The organism is Citrobacter sp. CK180 (assembly GCF_030333655.1).
Taxonomy (GTDB): Bacteria; Pseudomonadota; Gammaproteobacteria; order Enterobacterales; family Enterobacteriaceae; genus Citrobacter_B; species Citrobacter_B koseri.
The window spans coordinates 229,900-246,941 of sequence record NZ_JAOWFM010000044.1 but is presented as its reverse complement, the minus strand read 5'-3'; the positions used below and the strand labels follow the sequence as shown (position 1 = coordinate 246,941).

Annotated in this window: 14 protein-coding genes; 11 read left to right on the top strand and 3 right to left on the bottom strand. The window is 55.9% G+C overall.

Features of this window, described 5'->3' with window-relative positions:
• Window positions 1-37: 37 nt before the first annotated feature.
• The 10 genes from rplM (at window position 38) to nanQ (ending at window position 7,955) form a co-directional block, all read left to right on the top strand.
• Window positions 38-466, top strand: a complete 429-nt coding sequence (gene rplM / locus OGV50_RS10145; protein WP_000847556.1) for a 50S ribosomal protein L13 — start codon at window positions 38-40, stop codon at window positions 464-466.
• Between the two features lie 15 nt (window positions 467-481).
• Window positions 482-874 (top strand): 30S ribosomal protein S9, encoded by a 393-nt coding sequence (rpsI, locus tag OGV50_RS10140; protein ID WP_000829818.1) that lies wholly within the window; start codon window positions 482-484, stop codon window positions 872-874.
• 315 nt (window positions 875-1,189) lie between these two features.
• Window positions 1,190-1,828 (top strand): stringent starvation protein SspA, encoded by a 639-nt coding sequence (gene sspA / locus OGV50_RS10135; protein WP_012135361.1) that lies wholly within the window; start codon window positions 1,190-1,192, stop codon window positions 1,826-1,828.
• Window positions 1,829-1,833: 5 nt separating this feature from the next.
• Window positions 1,834-2,334, top strand: coding sequence for a ClpXP protease specificity-enhancing factor (sspB, locus tag OGV50_RS10130; protein ID WP_012135360.1), 501 nt, complete (start codon window positions 1,834-1,836; stop codon window positions 2,332-2,334).
• Between the two features lie 115 nt (window positions 2,335-2,449).
• On the top strand, window positions 2,450-3,238 hold the full coding sequence (gene nanR / locus OGV50_RS10125; RefSeq protein WP_012135359.1) for a transcriptional regulator NanR: 789 nt from the start codon (window positions 2,450-2,452) through the stop codon (window positions 3,236-3,238).
• 137 nt (window positions 3,239-3,375) lie between these two features.
• Window positions 3,376-4,269, top strand: a complete 894-nt coding sequence (gene nanA / locus OGV50_RS10120; RefSeq protein WP_200092966.1) for an N-acetylneuraminate lyase — start codon at window positions 3,376-3,378, stop codon at window positions 4,267-4,269.
• A 120-nt stretch (window positions 4,270-4,389) separates the two neighbouring features.
• Complete coding sequence (gene nanT, locus OGV50_RS10115) at window positions 4,390-5,880, top strand: sialic acid transporter NanT (RefSeq protein ID WP_012135356.1); 1,491 nt, start codon at window positions 4,390-4,392, stop codon at window positions 5,878-5,880.
• A gap of 49 nt (window positions 5,881-5,929) precedes the next feature.
• Window positions 5,930-6,619 (top strand): N-acetylmannosamine-6-phosphate 2-epimerase, encoded by a 690-nt coding sequence (locus tag OGV50_RS10110; RefSeq protein ID WP_049012039.1) that lies wholly within the window; start codon window positions 5,930-5,932, stop codon window positions 6,617-6,619.
• Entirely contained in the window at window positions 6,616-7,488 is an 873-nt protein-coding gene (gene nanK, locus OGV50_RS10105; protein ID WP_130028153.1) for an N-acetylmannosamine kinase, read from the top strand. The genes OGV50_RS10110 and nanK overlap by 4 nt, the downstream gene beginning before the upstream one ends.
• Complete coding sequence (nanQ, locus tag OGV50_RS10100) at window positions 7,488-7,955, top strand: N-acetylneuraminate anomerase (RefSeq protein ID WP_142502781.1); 468 nt, start codon at window positions 7,488-7,490, stop codon at window positions 7,953-7,955. The genes nanK and nanQ overlap by 1 nt, the downstream gene beginning before the upstream one ends.
• 130 nt (window positions 7,956-8,085) lie before the next feature.
• Here nanQ and OGV50_RS10095 read toward each other — a convergent pair whose 3' ends face one another.
• The 3 genes from OGV50_RS10095 to gltB all read right to left on the bottom strand — a co-directional run bounded on the left by OGV50_RS10095 (window position 8,086) and on the right by gltB (window position 15,271).
• Window positions 8,086-9,171 (bottom strand): PDDEXK nuclease domain-containing protein, encoded by a 1,086-nt coding sequence (locus tag OGV50_RS10095; RefSeq protein WP_200092964.1) that lies wholly within the window; start codon window positions 9,169-9,171, stop codon window positions 8,086-8,088.
• A 209-nt stretch (window positions 9,172-9,380) separates the two neighbouring features.
• Window positions 9,381-10,799, bottom strand: a complete 1,419-nt coding sequence (gene gltD, locus OGV50_RS10090; protein ID WP_071257730.1) for a glutamate synthase subunit GltD — start codon at window positions 10,797-10,799, stop codon at window positions 9,381-9,383.
• An 11-nt stretch (window positions 10,800-10,810) separates the two neighbouring features.
• Window positions 10,811-15,271 (bottom strand): glutamate synthase large subunit, encoded by a 4,461-nt coding sequence (gene gltB / locus OGV50_RS10085; protein WP_047460959.1) that lies wholly within the window; start codon window positions 15,269-15,271, stop codon window positions 10,811-10,813.
• A 673-nt stretch (window positions 15,272-15,944) separates the two neighbouring features.
• Between gltB and mnmL the strand changes: the two genes are divergently transcribed.
• On the top strand, window positions 15,945-16,874 hold the full coding sequence (mnmL, locus tag OGV50_RS10080) for a tRNA modification radical SAM protein MnmL/YtqA (RefSeq protein WP_047463893.1): 930 nt from the start codon (window positions 15,945-15,947) through the stop codon (window positions 16,872-16,874).
• Window positions 16,875-17,042 lie beyond the last annotated feature (168 nt).

Below are 17,042 nucleotides of genomic sequence, written 5' to 3'. Positions count from 1 at the left end.
TTCACCAACGTGTAACTATCTATTGGGTAAGCTTTTAATGAAAACTTTTACAGCTAAACCAGAAACCGTAAAACGCGACTGGTACGTTGTTGACGCGACCGGTAAAACTCTGGGCCGTCTGGCTACTGAACTGGCTCTTCGCCTGCGCGGTAAGCACAAAGCGGAATACACTCCGCACGTCGATACCGGTGATTACATCATCGTTCTGAACGCTGACAAAGTTGCTGTAACCGGCAACAAGCGTACTGACAAAGTGTACTATCACCACACCGGTCACATCGGTGGTATCAAACAAGCGACCTTTGAAGAGATGATTGCTCGCCGTCCTGAGCGTGTGATTGAAATCGCGGTTAAAGGCATGCTGCCAAAAGGCCCGCTGGGTCGTGCTATGTTCCGTAAACTGAAAGTTTACGCTGGCAACGAGCACAACCACGCGGCACAGCAACCGCAAGTTCTTGACATCTAATCGGGATTATAGGCAATGGCTGAAAATCAATACTACGGCACTGGTCGCCGCAAAAGTTCCGCAGCTCGCGTGTTCATCAAACCGGGCAACGGCAAAATCGTTATCAACCAACGTTCTCTGGAACAGTACTTCGGTCGTGAAACTGCCCGCATGGTAGTTCGTCAGCCGCTGGAACTGGTCGACATGGTTGAGAAACTGGATCTGTACATCACTGTTAAAGGTGGTGGTATCTCTGGTCAGGCTGGTGCGATCCGTCACGGTATCACCCGCGCTCTGATGGAGTACGACGAGTCTCTGCGTTCTGAACTGCGTAAAGCTGGCTTCGTTACTCGTGACGCTCGTCAGGTTGAACGTAAGAAAGTCGGTCTGCGTAAAGCACGTCGTCGTCCGCAGTTCTCCAAACGTTAATGGGTTTCTGCTCCGGCAGATTACCATTGGCGAAAAAACCCGCTTCGGCGGGTTTTTTTATGGAAAAAATGCGCGTGTGTCCAAAGTAATCCTCTGATTGCCACCTCTTTTTCCCCATTTCCAGAATCGACTCACCACAAAGGTCACAAAATCTGGTAAACTATCATCCAATTTTCTGCCCAAATAACGGGTATTGTTCATTTTTTGTTTGCTTTTTGAACAATAATGACTTTTCCGCAGGCGGGTGACATAACTTCTGGCTGGCCACGCGGTGGCTGGTAGCAGTAAAAATTCTGAATATACCTGGAGGTTTTCATGGCTGTCGCTGCCAACAAACGTTCGGTAATGACGCTGTTTTCTGGTCCTACTGACATCTATAGCCATCAGGTCCGCATTGTGCTGGCGGAGAAAGGTGTTAGTTTCGAGATCGAGCATGTGGAGAAGGATAACCCACCTCAGGATCTGATTGACCTCAACCCGAGTCAGAGCGTACCGACCCTGGTGGATCGTGAGCTGACCCTGTGGGAATCTCGCATCATTATGGAATACCTGGATGAGCGTTTCCCTCATCCGCCGCTGATGCCGGTTTACCCGGTTGCGCGTGGCGAAAGCCGCCTGTACATGCACCGTATCGAAAAAGACTGGTACACGCTGATGAACGTCATCGTGAACGGGTCCGCTTCTGAAGCTGACGTTGCGCGTAAACAACTGCGTGAAGAGTTGCAGGCGATCGCGCCTGTGTTTGGTCAAAAACCGTATTTCCTGAGCGATGAGTTCAGCCTGGTTGATTGCTATCTGGCGCCGCTGCTGTGGCGTTTGCCGCAACTGGGTATTGAGTTCAGCGGTGCGGGCGCTAAAGAGCTGAAAGGCTATATGACCCGCGTCTTTGAACGTGACTCGTTCCTCGCTTCTTTAACTGAAGCTGAACGTGAAATGCGCCTCGGTCGGGGTTAATCAGTATGGATTTGTCACAGCTATCCCCACGCCGTCCATATTTGCTGCGTGCATTCTATGAATGGTTGCTGGATAACCAGCTCACGCCGCACCTGGTGGTGGATGTGACGCTGCCTGGCGTGCATGTCCCTATGGAATATGCGCGCGACGGGCAAATTGTTCTGAACATTGCTCCCCGTGCGGTTGGCAATCTGGAGTTGGCCAACGACGAAGTGCGTTTCAACGCGCGCTTTGGCGGCGTCCCACGCCAGGTCTCCGTACCGCTGGCTGCGGTACTGGCGATCTATGCGCGTGAAAACGGCGCAGGCACAATGTTTGAACCTGAAGCCGCTTACGATGAAGACGTCGCCAGCTTAAATGATGACGATGTAACGCCGGGCGCGGAGAGCGAAACGGTCATGTCCGTGATTGATGGTGATAAGCCCGATCATGACGATGACAACAATCCTGATGACGATCCGCCGCCGCCGCGTGGTGGTCGACCCGCATTACGCGTAGTGAAGTAACCAAGACAGACAGGCCCTGAGGGCCTGTTTTTTTTCACGCCTGCCACGATTTCACCCCACTTTCGATCCTGTGATAGGATGGCCCTAGTTGCTGTTTTCCTCGACGATTTACATAATGGACGCTATGAACGCATTTGATTCGCAAGCAGAAAATTCTCCGCCAACCATCGGCCGTAGTTTGCGCAGCCGTCCGCTGGCGCGTAAAAAACTGTCGGAAATGGTAGAAGAAGAACTGGAGCAGATGATTCGTCGCGGTGAATTCGGCGAAGGGGAGCAGCTGCCGTCTGAGCGGGAGTTGATGACCTTCTTCAACGTGGGCCGCCCGTCGGTGCGTGAAGCGCTTGCCGCGCTCAAGCGTAAAGGTCTGGTGCAAATCAATAACGGCGAACGCGCCCGCGTGTCGCGGCCTTCTGCTGATACCATCATCAGCGAACTTTCCGGCATGGCGAAAGATTTCCTCTCGCACCCCGGCGGTATCGCCCACTTTGAGCAACTGCGCCTGTTCTTTGAATCAAGCCTTGTGCGCTATGCGGCGGAACACGCGACGGATGAGCAAATTGATCTGCTGGCGAAAGCCCTGGAGATCAACAGCCAGTCGCTGGACGATAACGCGCTCTTCATTCGTTCCGACGTCGAGTTTCACCGCGTGCTGGCGGAAATCCCCGGCAATCCGATCTTCATGGCGATTCATGTCGCGCTGCTGGACTGGCTGATCGCTGCGCGTCCTGCGGTTTCCGGGCAGGAGTTACATGAGCATAATAGCGTGAGCTATCAAGAGCATATCGCTATTGTCGATGCCATTCGTCGGCGCGATCCAGATGAAGCTGACCGCGCGCTGCAAACCCACCTCAATAGCGTATCCGCCACCTGGCACGCCTTCGATCAAAAGAAAAAATTGCGTTAGCGATCGCGATCCTGACGATCGTTTAGTGAAGTAGATCGCACTCTGTGCGTTCTGTACTGGGGTGCTGCTTATTTGATCTGGTATAACAGGTATAAAGGTATGTAGTCAGATAACACTAATCATCGACAGAGGTCGTTATGGCAAAAGATTTACGAGGCGTAATGCCAGCGTTGTTAACTCCTTTTGATAACCAGCAGAAACTGGATATTGAGAGCCTGCGCCGTCTGGTGCGTTTCAACATTGCGCAGGGCATTGATGGGCTGTACGTCGGTGGCTCGACCGGGGAAGCGTTCGTTCAGAGCCGCGCAGAAAGAGAGCAGGTCCTGGAAATTGTGGCGGAAGAGGCGAAGGGCAAGGTGACGCTGATTGCCCATGTCGGTACGGTCAGTACCGAAGAGAGCCAGCAACTGGCCAGCGCGGCGCATCGTTACGGTTTTGATGCCGTTTCCGCCGTGACGCCGTTTTATTATCCGTTTAGCTTTGAAGAGCATTGCGATCACTACCGCGCCATTATCGATTCCGCTGAAGGATTACCAATGGTGGTGTACAACATTCCTGCGCTGAGCGGCGTGAAGCTGACGCTGGAGCAAATCAACACGCTGGTCACGCTGCCCGGCGTTGGCGCGCTGAAACAAACCTCCGGCGATCTCTATCAGATGGAGCAGATCCGCCGTGCGCATCCTGATCTGGTGCTCTACAACGGTTATGACGAAATCTTCGCTTCCGGTCTGCTGGCAGGCGCAGACGGGGGAATCGGCAGCACTTACAACATTATGGGCTGGCGTTATCAGGGGATTGTTAAGGCCTTGCAGGAAGGCGATGTAGCGAAAGCGCAGCATCTGCAAACCGAGTGCAATAAGGTCATCGATCTGCTCATTAAAACCGGCGTGTTCCGTGGGCTGAAAACGGTGCTGCACTACATGGACGTGGTCTCCGTACCGCTGTGCCGTAAGCCGTTTTCGCCGGTTGATGAGAAGTATCTGCCTGAACTGAAAGCGCTGGCGCAGCAGTTAATGCAGGAACGCGGTTGACCGGTTGCCGGATAGCGCTAACGCTTATCCGGCCTACAAAATATGAAACGTAGGCCGGGTAAGGCGAGGCGAAGCCGCCATCCGGCAAAGCGACAATAAAAATCGTCGGGAGAATGAAAAATGAGTACTTCTACCCAGAATATCCCGTGGTATCGCCATCTCAACCGGGCGCAGTGGCGGGCATTTTCCGCCGCCTGGCTGGGATATTTGCTTGATGGTTTTGATTTTGTGTTGATTGCTCTTGTTCTGACGGAAGTGCAGGGCGAGTTTGGGTTAACGACGGTTCAGGCGGCCAGCCTGATCTCGGCGGCGTTTATTTCCCGCTGGTTTGGCGGGCTGATGTTAGGCGCAATGGGTGACCGCTATGGCCGACGTCTGGCGATGGTCACCAGTATCATTCTTTTCTCTATGGGGACGCTGGCCTGCGGTTTTGCGCCCGGCTATACCACCATGTTTATCGCCCGTCTGGTGATCGGTATGGGAATGGCGGGCGAATATGGCTCCAGCGCCACCTATGTCATTGAAAGCTGGCCGAAGCACTTACGTAATAAAGCCAGTGGATTCCTGATTTCCGGTTTCTCCGTCGGGGCGGTCGTGGCGGCGCAGGTTTACAGCCTGGTGGTTCCGGTCTGGGGCTGGCGCGCGCTGTTCTTCATTGGCATTCTGCCGATCATTTTCGCGCTCTGGCTGCGTAAAAACATCCCTGAAGCGGAAGACTGGAAAGAGAAACACGAAGGCAAAGCGCCGGTGCGCACGATGGTGGATATTCTCTACCGGGGCGAACATCGCGTCGTCAATGTGCTGATGACGATCGCCGCCGCAACCGCGCTGTGGTTCTGCTTTGCGGGCGACCTGCAAAACGCGGCGATTGTGGCGGTGTTAGGGTTACTGTGCGCCGTTATCTTCATCAGTTTTATGGTGCAAAGCAGCGGCAAGCGCTGGCCAACGGGCGTGATGCTGATGATCGTGGTGCTCTTTGCTTTCCTCTATTCATGGCCGATTCAGGCGCTGCTGCCAACGTATCTGAAAACTGAACTGGCTTACGATCCTCACACCGTTGCGCAGGTGCTTTTCTTTAGCGGCTTTGGGGCGGCAGTCGGCTGCTGCGTGGGCGGTTTCCTCGGCGACTGGCTGGGTACGCGTAAAGCCTACGTTTGCAGTTTGCTGGCTTCCCAGGTGCTGATCATTCCGGTATTTGCGATTGGCGGCGCAAACGTCTGGGTACTGGGTCTGCTACTGTTTTTCCAGCAGATGCTGGGGCAGGGGATCTCCGGGATCTTACCGAAACTCATTGGCGGTTATTTTGATACCGACCAACGAGCGGCAGGTCTGGGCTTTACCTATAACGTCGGCGCACTGGGCGGCGCGCTGGCCCCTATCCTCGGGGCGCTGATCGCACAGCGTCTGGATCTGGGCACCGCGCTGGGATCGCTCTCCTTCAGCCTGACCTTTGTGGTGATCCTGTTGATTGGGCTGGATATGCCGTCCCGCGTACAGCGATGGCTGCGTCCTGAAGCATTGCGTATGCATGATGCTATCGACGGAAAACCGTTCAGCGGGGCCGTGCCGTTTGGCGGCGACAAAAGCGCCTTTGTAAAAACCAAAAGCTGATGAGGTTTGCCCGGCCAGTTTGCCGGGCGACCTGCGTAAGGAAGTGGATATGTCGTTACTTGAACAACTGGATAAAAACATTGCCGCCAATGGCGGGTTGATTGTCTCCTGCCAGCCGGTTCCTGGCAGCCCGCTCGATAAACCGGACATCGTGGCTGCGATGGCGCTGGCGGCGGAGCAGGCTGGAGCCGTCGCGCTACGCATTGAAGGCGTGGACAATTTGCGGGCGACCCGTGCGCTGGTCTCCGTACCGATTATCGGTATTCTCAAGCGTGACCTTGACGACTCCCCGGTTCGCATCACGCCATTCCTTGAGGATGTGGATGCGCTGGCACAGGCCGGGGCGGATATTATTGCGGTTGACGGTACTGACCGCGTACGTCCGGCGACCGTCGATGCGCTGCTGGCGCGTATTCATCAGCACCAGTTGCTGGCGATGACCGACTGCTCGTCACTGGAAGATGGCTTAGCCTGTCAGCGACGTGGCGCGGAAATTATCGGCACGACGCTGTCGGGATACACCACGCCGGACACGCCGGACGAACCTGACCTCGCGCTGGTCAAAGTCCTGCATGATGCCGGATGCCGGGTGATTGCCGAGGGGCGTTACAACACGCCGGCACAGGCCGCTGAAGCCATGCGTCACGGCGCGTGGGCGGTGACAGTGGGATCTGCCATTACGCGGCTGGAACATATTTGTCAGTGGTACAACGCGGCATTGAAAAAGGCGACGTCATGAGCACGCTGGCGATCGATATTGGCGGCACCAAGCTGGCTGCCGCGCGGGTGGATGATGATTTACGCATCCGCGAACGACGTGAATTGCCGACCCCCGCCAGCAAAACGCCGGATGCGCTGCGAGAGGCGCTAAAAGCGCTGGTTGAACCGCTGCAAACGACCGCGCAGCGGGTGGCGATAGCCTCTACCGGCATTATCAGAGAAGGCGCGCTACTGGCGATAAATCCGCATAACCTGGGTGGTCTGCTGCATTTTCCGTTGGTGCAGACGTTAGAAGATCTTACCGGTCTGCCGACGCTGGCGGTGAATGACGCGCAGGCGGCGGCATGGGCGGAATACCATGCCCTTGCGTCTGATGTCCGCGATATGGTGTTTATTACTGTGTCGACCGGCGTTGGCGGCGGCGTGGTGAGCGACGGCAGATTGCTCACCGGGATGAGCGGTCTGGCCGGGCATCTGGGGCATACGCTGGCCGATCCGCAGGGGCCGGTTTGCGGTTGCGGACGACGCGGCTGTGTGGAGGCTATCGCCTCAGGACGCGGCATTGCGGCAGCGGCGCAGGGTTCCCTGGCCGGGTGCGACGCCAGAACTGTCTTTGCACATGCGGCTGCCGGGAACGAACAGGCTGTGCGTCTGGTTCAGCACTCCGCGCAGGTTGTCGCGCGGTTAATTGCCGATGTTAAAGCGACAACGGATTGCCAGCAGGTGGTTATTGGCGGCAGCGTAGGGTTAGCTGAGGGATATCTGGCGCAGGTACGCCACTTTCTGGCGCAGGAACCGGCGGTTTATCAGGTGGCGTTAAGCGCAGCGCATTACCGACATGACGCGGGGCTACTGGGCGCCGCGTTGTTAGCTCAGGGAGATAAATGATGTTGATGGGAGAAATTCAGTCGTTACCGTCTGCCGGGCTGCATCCGGTATTGCTGGATGCGTTAACCCTGGCGCTGGCGGCAAGGCCGCAGGAGAAAACGCCCGGGCGCTACGAATTGCAGGGCGACGATGTGTTTATGAATGTGATGCAGTTTGCCACGCAGTCGCCGCAGGAGAAAAAAGCGGAGCTGCATGTGCAGTACATCGACATTCAGCTGTTATTGACGGGTGAGGAGCGCATTCTGTTCGGCGTAGTCGGGTCAGCGCGCGAATGCGAGGAGCTGCATGATGAAGAGGATTACCAGCTTTGCCGCCGCATCCATGAACAGCAGTCCATTACGCTGACACCGGGGATGTTCTCCGTGTTTATGCCGGGGGAACCCCATAAGCCCGGATGTATGGCTGGCGAGCCAGGGGAGATTAAGAAAGCTGTGGTGAAGGTGCGCGCCAGCTTATTAGAGGCATGAAAATACCGGATGGTTTATAGCCATCCGGTGTAACGCTTTATATCTCCCGATAGTGCATAATCCCGTCAGTCGAGTTGTTGAAAATTCAGCTCGTGACGCAGTGCTTTTCCTGATGTGCAAAGTAAATTGGTTATTCAGTTGATTCAACTTGCTGTGCAGTCAGTGCTATTTGTGAACGAATGAGCTCATCTGCCAGTAGTTTTTCGTCAGGCAACTGCACTTTGTACTCGCTCGCCATGATGGTATTCGGCAGGCCGTTCAGCGCGTAATGCGCTTCCCCCGCGCCTTTTCCTGCGCACAAAACCAACCCGACGGGCGGGTTTTCTCCCGGCATTGTCCAGTGCTCTTTGGCATAGTTCAGGTACATATTCATCTGCCCGGCATCCGCATAACTGAATTTGCCGACCTTCAGGTCAACGAGCAACAGGCAACGCAAGCGGCGATGGAAGAACAACAGATCGACGCGGAACCAGCTATCGTCTATGCGTAATCGGCGCTGGCGGCTGACAAAAGCAAAATCGTCACCAAGTTCCAGCATAAAGTCCATCAGGTGACTGAGCAGCGCCTCTTCGAGATCCGACTCGGAATACTCGTCCTTCAGGTTAAGAAATTCCAGAATGAACGGGTCGCGTATGGCTCGCTCCGGCAAGACTGTTGGCTCGGCGGGCGCAGGCTGCTGCAACATGGCGGATTTGTCATGGGACAGTAGCGTCCGTTCGTAGAACTGGGTGGAGATTTGCCGATCGAGTTGCCGCACAGACCAGCCGTTACGTAGCGTCTCTTTCTCGTAAAAAGTGCGGGCATCGGGATTTTTTACCGATAGTAAACGCACGTAAGCTGACCAGGGAAGCGGAAAAACTTTAGCGAGGTAAATGAGATTTGAAGATTCACCAGACAGTGTCTGCTGAATTTCAATATCTTGAAAATAAAGATAAAACATGCGCATTTGTCGTAGGTTTGCGGTGGAGAACCCACGCTTATAGCGCTGGCTTAAATCTGCGGATAACCGCTCAATGAGTTGAATACCATAAGCCGCTCGTGCTTCGCCGCCTTGTTCAAACTCGACAATTCTCCTGCCGATTTCCCAGTAGGTTGCCGTCATCAAAGCATTAATACTGCGGACGGCCTCGGTATGGGCATTGTCCACTAATCGAATAATACCGTCATGGATTTGCTGATAATCGTCAGCGTGTTGAAGTGGTGTTGGTACAGTCATGTCATCCCTGGCGCGATAGTTGCGAAATGAAAAATATATCGCTACCAATACGCTTCAGGCATATCCCGGTCAATCCAGGAGAGGTGTATTACATTGAGTTACAGCCGTATTTGCGAGCGGCTTTCGAAGAACGAATTCGCATATATTTAGCAGAGAAATATTGGCTCCCCATCCATTAGCGTCAGGTTGTGGCAGGGGAGCCAGAAGTATTACACTTCCAGGTAGTTCAGGATACCGTCTGCCGCTTTACGGCCTTCGGCAATTGCCGTGACCACCAGATCCGAGCCGCGCACGATGTCGCCACCGGCGAAGATTTTCGGGTTGCTGGTCTGGAAGGCGTTTTCATTGCCTTCCGGCGCGATAATCCGCCCCTGGGAGTCCAGCTCCACGCTGTGTTTCGCCAGCCACGCCATGTTGTGCGGGCGGAAACCAAACGCCATTACCACCGCATCAGCCGGGATCACATGCTCGGAACCGGCGACGATTTCCGCACGACGACGACCTTTCGCGTCCGGCGCGCCCATTTCGGTACGCACCATCTTCACGCCGCTTACTTTACCGTTGGCATTCACTTCTACACCCAGCGGCTGCACGTTGAACTGGAATTCGACCCCTTCTTCGCGCGCGTTTTTTACTTCGCGTCTGGAGCCAGGCATGTTCTCTTCGTCACGACGATAGGCGCAGGTGACGTGCGTTGCGCCCTGGCGAACCGAGGTACGCACGCAGTCCATCGCGGTGTCGCCGCCGCCCAGTACCACGACGCGTTTGCCTTCCATACTGACGAACGGTTCGTCAGTGGTTTCGCCAAAGCCCATGATCTGTTTGGTGTTGGCAATCAGGAATGGCAGGGCATCGAACACGCCGTCGGCATCTTCGTTTTCCAGCCCGCCGCGCATTGATTGATAGGTGCCAACGCCGAGGAACACCGCATCGTACTCTGCCAGCAAGTTGTCCAGCTGCACGTCGCGACCCACTTCGGTATTCAGTTTGAACTCAATGCCCATGCCGGTGAAGATCTCACGACGGCGGGTCATCACCTCTTTTTCCAGCTTGAAAGCCGGGATGCCGAACGTCAGCAGACCGCCGATTTCCGGGTGACGGTCAAAGACCACCGCCTTCACGCCGTTACGGGTGAGTACGTCGGCACAGGCCAGCCCTGCCGGGCCCGCGCCGATAATCGCCACGCGTTTGTCGGTCTGACGCACGCCAGTCATGTCCGGGCGCCAGCCCATTTCGAACGCTTTATCGTTGATATAACGCTCGATGTTGCCGATAGTCACTGCGCCGAACTCGTCGTTGAGCGTACAGGAGCCCTCGCACAAACGATCCTGCGGGCAGACGCGGCCGCACACTTCCGGCAGCGTGTTGGTCTGGTGAGACAACTCCGCCGCTTCGAAAATACGTCCTTCGTTCGCCAGCTTCAGCCAGTTCGGGATGTAGTTATGTACCGGACACTTCCACTCGCAGTACGGGTTGCCGCAGGAGAGGCAGCGATCCGCCTGCGCTTTGGCCTGGCCTTCGGAAAACGGTTCGTAAATTTCAACAAACTCGATTTTGCGGATCTTCAGCGCCTTCTTCGGCGGATCAACACGTTGCAGGTCGATAAATTGGTATACGTTCTGACTCATTGCTCTACCCCTTACTGCGCCTGCACACGCAGCTCAGCTGCGCTACGACTACGGTGACCCAACAGTGCTTTCACATCACTGGACTTCGGCTTAACCAGCGCGAATTTGGTTGAGAATACTGACCAGTTAGCCAGGATCTCTTCACCGCGCTGGGAACCGGTATGCTGCACATGCTCGGTAATCAGACCGCGCAGATGTTCTTCGTGGATGGCCAGGTCATCGACGTTCAGCACTTCCACCAGCTCCGGGTTCACGCGTTTGCGGAACTCGCCGTCTTCATCCAGCACGTAGGCGAAGCCGCCTGTCATGCCAGCACCGAAGTTAACGCCCGTTTTGCCCAGTACACAGACAATACCGCCCGTCATGTATTCACAACCGTTGTCGCCAATGCCTTCTACCACGGTGATGGCCCCGGAGTTACGTACTGCGAAACGTTCGCCCGCGCGGCCCGCCGCATACAGACGACCGCCGGTCGCGCCGTACAGACAGGTATTGCCGATGATGCTGGCCTCATGACTGCGAAACGCTGAACCCACCGGAGGACGCACCGCCAGCAGACCGCCTGCCATGCCTTTACCGACGTAGTCGTTGGCATCGCCCGTCAAATACAGCTCCACGCCGCCCGCGTTCCAGACGCCGAAGCTCTGACCTGCGGTGCCGCTGAAGTGTGCCTTGATCGGGTCAGAGGCCAGCCCCTGATCGCCATGCGTCTGAGCGATATAGCCAGAGAGCGACGCGCCCACGGAGCGGTCGGTGTTGCGAATGTCGAACCAGAAGGTTTTGCTCTGGCGTTCATCGACAAACGGCTTCGCCTGTTGCAGCAGTTGCGCGTTCAGCACGCCGTTATCAAACGGCGGGTTATGTTCGGTGCAGTACAGCGCTTTACCCGGATGAGGCTCAGCGGTTTCCAGCAGTCGGGACAGTTCCAGCTTCTGCTGCTTAGCGGTAAACCCTTCCAGCTCTTTCAGCAGGTCGGTACGGCCAATCAGATCCACCAGACGCTTCACGCCAAGCTGCGCCATCAGCTCGCGGGTTTCGCGGGCGATAAACTCAAAGTAGTTGGTCACTTTGAACGGCAGGCCGTGGTAGTGGTTCTTACGCAGTTTGTCATCCTGAGTCGCCACGCCCGTCGCGCAGTTGTTCAGGTGGCAAATACGCAGGTATTTACAGCCCAGCGCCACCATCGGGCCGGTGCCGAAGCCAAAGCTTTCCGCGCCGAGAATCGCCGCTTTGATGATGTCGAGGCCAGTTTTCAGGCCGCCGTCCACCTGCAAACGGATCTTGTGACGCAGACCGTTAGCCACCAGCGCCTGCTGGGTTTCCACCAGGCCCAGCTCCCACGGACAGCCCGCATATTTCACGGAGGAGAGCGGGCTGGCACCGGTGCCGCCGTCATATCCGGCGATAGTGATCAGGTCTGCATAGGCTTTCGCCACGCCGGTAGCGATGGTGCCGACGCCCGGTTCAGAAACCAGCTTCACGGAGATCATCGCTTTTGGGTTGACCTGTTTCAGGTCGAAAATCAGCTGCGCCAGATCCTCGATAGAGTAGATATCGTGGTGCGGCGGCGGAGAAATCAGCGTCACGCCCGGTACGGAATAGCGCAGTTTGGCGATGTACGGGGTCACTTTGTCACCCGGCAACTGGCCGCCTTCGCCCGGCTTCGCGCCCTGAGCGACTTTAATCTGAATGACGTCAGCATTGACCAGATACGCTGGCGTTACGCCGAAGCGGCCGGAAGCGACCTGTTTGATGCGCGACACTTTGTTGGTGCCGTAGCGCGCCGGGTCTTCGCCGCCTTCGCCGGAGTTGGAGTTACCGCCGATGCTGTTCATCGCTTCCGCCAGCGCTTCGTGCGCTTCCGGGCTCAGCGCGCCGATGGACATCGCGGCGGTATCGAAGCGTTTAAACAGCTCGTTTGCCGGTTCAACATCGTTGATGCTGATGGCGTTATCGCCAGGATTGAGCGCCAGCAGATCGCGCAGCGTTGCCGCCGGACGTTCGTTAACAAGCGCGGCATATGCCTGGTAATCGCGGTACTCGCCGCTCTGCACCGCCTGTTGCAGGGTGCGCACCACATCCGGGTTATAGGCGTGGTATTCGCCGCCGTGCACGTATTTCAGCAGACCGCCCTGATCCAGCGGTTTACGCGCCAGCCAGGCACGTTTCGAGAGGTTCAGCAGATCCTGCTGGAAGTCGGCAAAACCGGCGCCGCCAATGCGGCTGACCACGCCCTGGAAGCAGTGGCTCACCACGTCGTCATGCAGACCGACCGCTTCAAACAGCTTGGAGCAGCGGTATGAGGCGATGGTCGAAATGCCCATTTTGGACATGATCTTGTACAGACCTTTATTGATGCCGTTACGGTAGTTCAGCATCACGGTACGGTAGTCTTTGGCGATGGCCTGGGTGTCGATCAGACGGCCCAGCGTTTCATAGGCGAGATACGGATAGATCGCCGTGGCGCCAAAGCCCAGCAGCACGGCAAAGTGGTGCGGGTCACGCGCGCTTGCGGTTTCTACGATGATGTTGGCATCGCAGCGCAGGCTCTTATCCACCAGACGAGTCTGTACCGCCCCGACAGCCATCGGCGCCGGAACCGGTAAACGGTTTTTCCCGATGTTACGGTCAGAGAGCACCAGCAAGACGGTGCCGTTACGCACCATCTGTTCAGCCTTATCGCACAGCGCTTTCACCGTTTCTTCGAGCGAGGTTTCCGTCACATCGAAGGTGATATCCAGCGTATCGGCGCGGTAGTGCTCCTCTTTCATGGTGGTGAGCTGTTTGAAATCGGAGTACAGCAGAATTGGCGATTTAAAGCTCAGACGGTGCGCCTGTCCTTCCGCTTCGCAAAAGACGTTCATCTCGCGGCCAATGCTGGTGGCCAGCGACATGACGTGCGCTTCACGCAGCGGGTCGATTGGCGGGTTGGTCACCTGCGCAAACTGCTGGCGGAAGTAGTCGTAAATAATGCGCGGCTGGCTGGAAAGCACGGCGAAGGGGGTGTCATCACCCATTGAACCGACCGCTTCCTGGCCGTTTTCGCCCAGTACGCGGATGACGGAATCCAGCTCTTCGGCGCTGTAGTTAAACTGTTTCTGATAGCTGGCGAGCATGTCGTCGTCCAGCTCGCGGTTTCCGACCTGATCGTCGGCCAGATCTTCAAACGGCACCAGGCGGCGGACGTTCTTCTCCATCCACTCTTTATACGGATGGCGGCTTTTCAGATCGTCATCGGTTTCCGCAGAGTGCAGGATGCGCCCGCCACGGGTGTCGATCACCATCAGTTCACCGGGGCCGACGCGGCCCTTTTCCACGACTTCGTCAGGCTGGTAGTCCCAGATCCCCACCTCAGAGGCGCAGGTGATCAGTTTATCTTTGGTGATGACGTAGCGCGCCGGACGCAGACCGTTACGGTCGAGGTTACAGGCAGCGAAGCGACCGTCGGACATCACGATGCCCGCCGGGCCATCCCACGGCTCCATGTGCATGGAGTTAAAGTCAAAGAAGGCGCGCAGGTCCGGGTCCATATCCGGGTTGTTCTGCCATGCGGGCGGCACCAGCAGGCGCATGGCGCGCACGATGTCCATCCCGCCTGCCAGCAGCAGTTCCAGCATGTTATCCAGCGAGCTGGAGTCGGAACCGGTCTCGTTGACGAACGGCGCGGCAGATTGTAAATCCGGGATCAGCGGCGTCTGGAATTTATAAGTACGGGCGCGCGCCCACTGACGGTTGCCGGTAATGGTGTTGATTTCGCCGTTGTGCGCCAGGTAGCGGAACGGCTGCGCCAGCGGCCAGCGCGGCACGGTATTGGTGGAGAAGCGCTGGTGGAACAGGCAAATGGCCGATTCCAGACGCAAATCCGCCAGGTCCAGGTAGAAGCGCGGCAGATCCGCCGGCATACACAGACCTTTATAGATGTTCACCAGGTTCGACAGGCTACAAACGTAGAAGTCTTTATCGTCCTGAAGGCGTTTCTCAATGCGGCGGCGGGCGATAAACAGGCGGCGTTCCATATCCCGGGGACGCCAGCCCGCAGGGGCGTTAACAAAAATTTGCTCAATACGTGGCAGGGAGGAGAGGGCGATTTCACCGAGGACACCTTCGTTGGTCGGCACATCGCGCCAGCCCACAATCGACAGGGTTTCCCGCTGTAATTCTTCTTCGACGATACGACGTGATGCCGCCGCCAGCTCAGGGTCCTTATTCAGGAAGAGCATACCGACAGCGTAGTTTTTGGCTAAACGCCAGCCGCGCTCTTCTGCAACGATGCGAAAAAAGCGATCGGGTTTTTGCAGCAGCAAACCGCAACCGTCGCCGGTTTTACCGTCAGCGAGGATCGCGCCACGGTGCTGCATACGGGCCAGTGCGTGTATGGCGGTACGCACTACCTTGTGGCTAGGTTCGCCTTCTATGTGGGCGATCAGGCCGAAACCACAGTTATCCCTCTCAAGGGATTTATCGTACAACATATCAGTGAACCTCCCCAGGCTCTGCGGGACTCCCATCCGATACCGATTGCGCACGGGCACAGAAAGAGCGTGGCGACGGGGGTTGCGTATCATACGCTTACCTCGCATTCGCCCTCTTTTATCCTTTTCGCATCGGTAAATACGTTTAAGAGGGAATCTCAATTACTGCATAAATATGATGAGCAGGCTGCTCATCCAGAAAGCTTCCAGCGGATTTCCAACTTATCGGGAATCCACACACAGGTCAAATGGCAATCTTATTTATGCAAAAATGTGCTATAGGTCTATTAACTTTATGAATGTATTGAAAATAATGACTTTTTTACATTGATTTGATGCGGCATAAGCGCAGGGGAGAGTGTGATCTGTCTCACTATCATAACGGCCTGTTAACCCTTATCTCACCTTGATTATCCGTAATGCTTAGCATTTTATGCTGGTTTAAGCGGCGCAGGCATTTCATGATACTGTTTTTTAGCCAGTGTCATCAGAAGATAAAAAAAGTGTGCAGTTATAAGGAAAAGTAATTAGCTATGGAGTGAATGAAATTTCGGTAATTTTGCTTGATTATGCAATAAATAAAAGCCTGCCGGAGCGATTGATCCAGGTCATCGCCGACAAAGGCTAAAAATGGCAGGCTTTGGCCTCTTTTCAAGGCGCGGTCTATCAGATTATGCAGTTACAGAAATTAGTCAATATGTTTGGTGGGGATCTTTCTCGTCGTTATGGGCAAAAAGTTCATAAACTGACGTTGCACGGCGGATTTAGCTGTCCAAACCGCGATGGCACCATCGGACGTGGCGGGTGTACTTTCTGTAATGTCGCCTCTTTCGCCGATGAGGCGCAGCAGTATCGCTCTATTGCCGAACAACTGGCGCATCAGGCGCATCTGGTCAATCGCGCCAAACGTTATCTGGCCTATTTCCAGGCGTACACCAGTACCTTTGCCGAAGTGCAGGTGCTGCGTTCTATGTATCAGCAGGCGGTAAGCCAGACCAGCATTGTCGGGCTGTGTGTCGGGACGCGCCCCGACTGTGTACCGGATGCGGTGCTCGATCTGCTCTGCGAATATAAAGACCAGGGCTATGAAGTGTGGCTGGAACTGGGATTGCAAACCGCGCATGACAAAACGCTGCGCCGTATTAATCGCGGCCATGATTTTGCCTGTTATCAGCGAACCACCCAACTGGCGCGCGAGCGTGGGCTGAAAGTGTGCTCGCATCTGATTGTGGGTTTACCCGGCGAAGGGCAGACGGAATGCCTGCAAACGCTGGATCGCGTGGTGGAAACGGGCGTGGATGGCATTAAGCTGCACCCGCTGCATATTGTAAAAGGCAGCATTATGGCGAAAGCCTGGGAAGCGGGGCGCCTGAACGGTATTGCGCTGGAGGCGTATACGCTGACGGCGGGGGAGATGATCCGCCATACGCCGCCGGAGGTTATTTATCATCGCATTTCCGCCAGCGCCCGTCGTCCGACGTTGCTCGCCCCGCTATGGTGTGAGAATCGCTGGACGGGCATGGTGGAGCTGGACCGCTATCTTAACGAACATGGCGCGCAAGGCTCCGCGCTTGGTACGCCGTGGGTGCAGCCGGAGAGCTAACCATCCGTAGGCGTGTAGGCCTGATAAGCGAAGCGCCATCAGGCAGCCTGGCGCACATTGCCGGATGGCGGCTATGCCTTATCCGGCCTACCGCCTACCCGGTCATTTCACCGATAACCTCCGCATTTATTGCACAATTTTCAACGTACTGCTCAGAATTGAGTATTA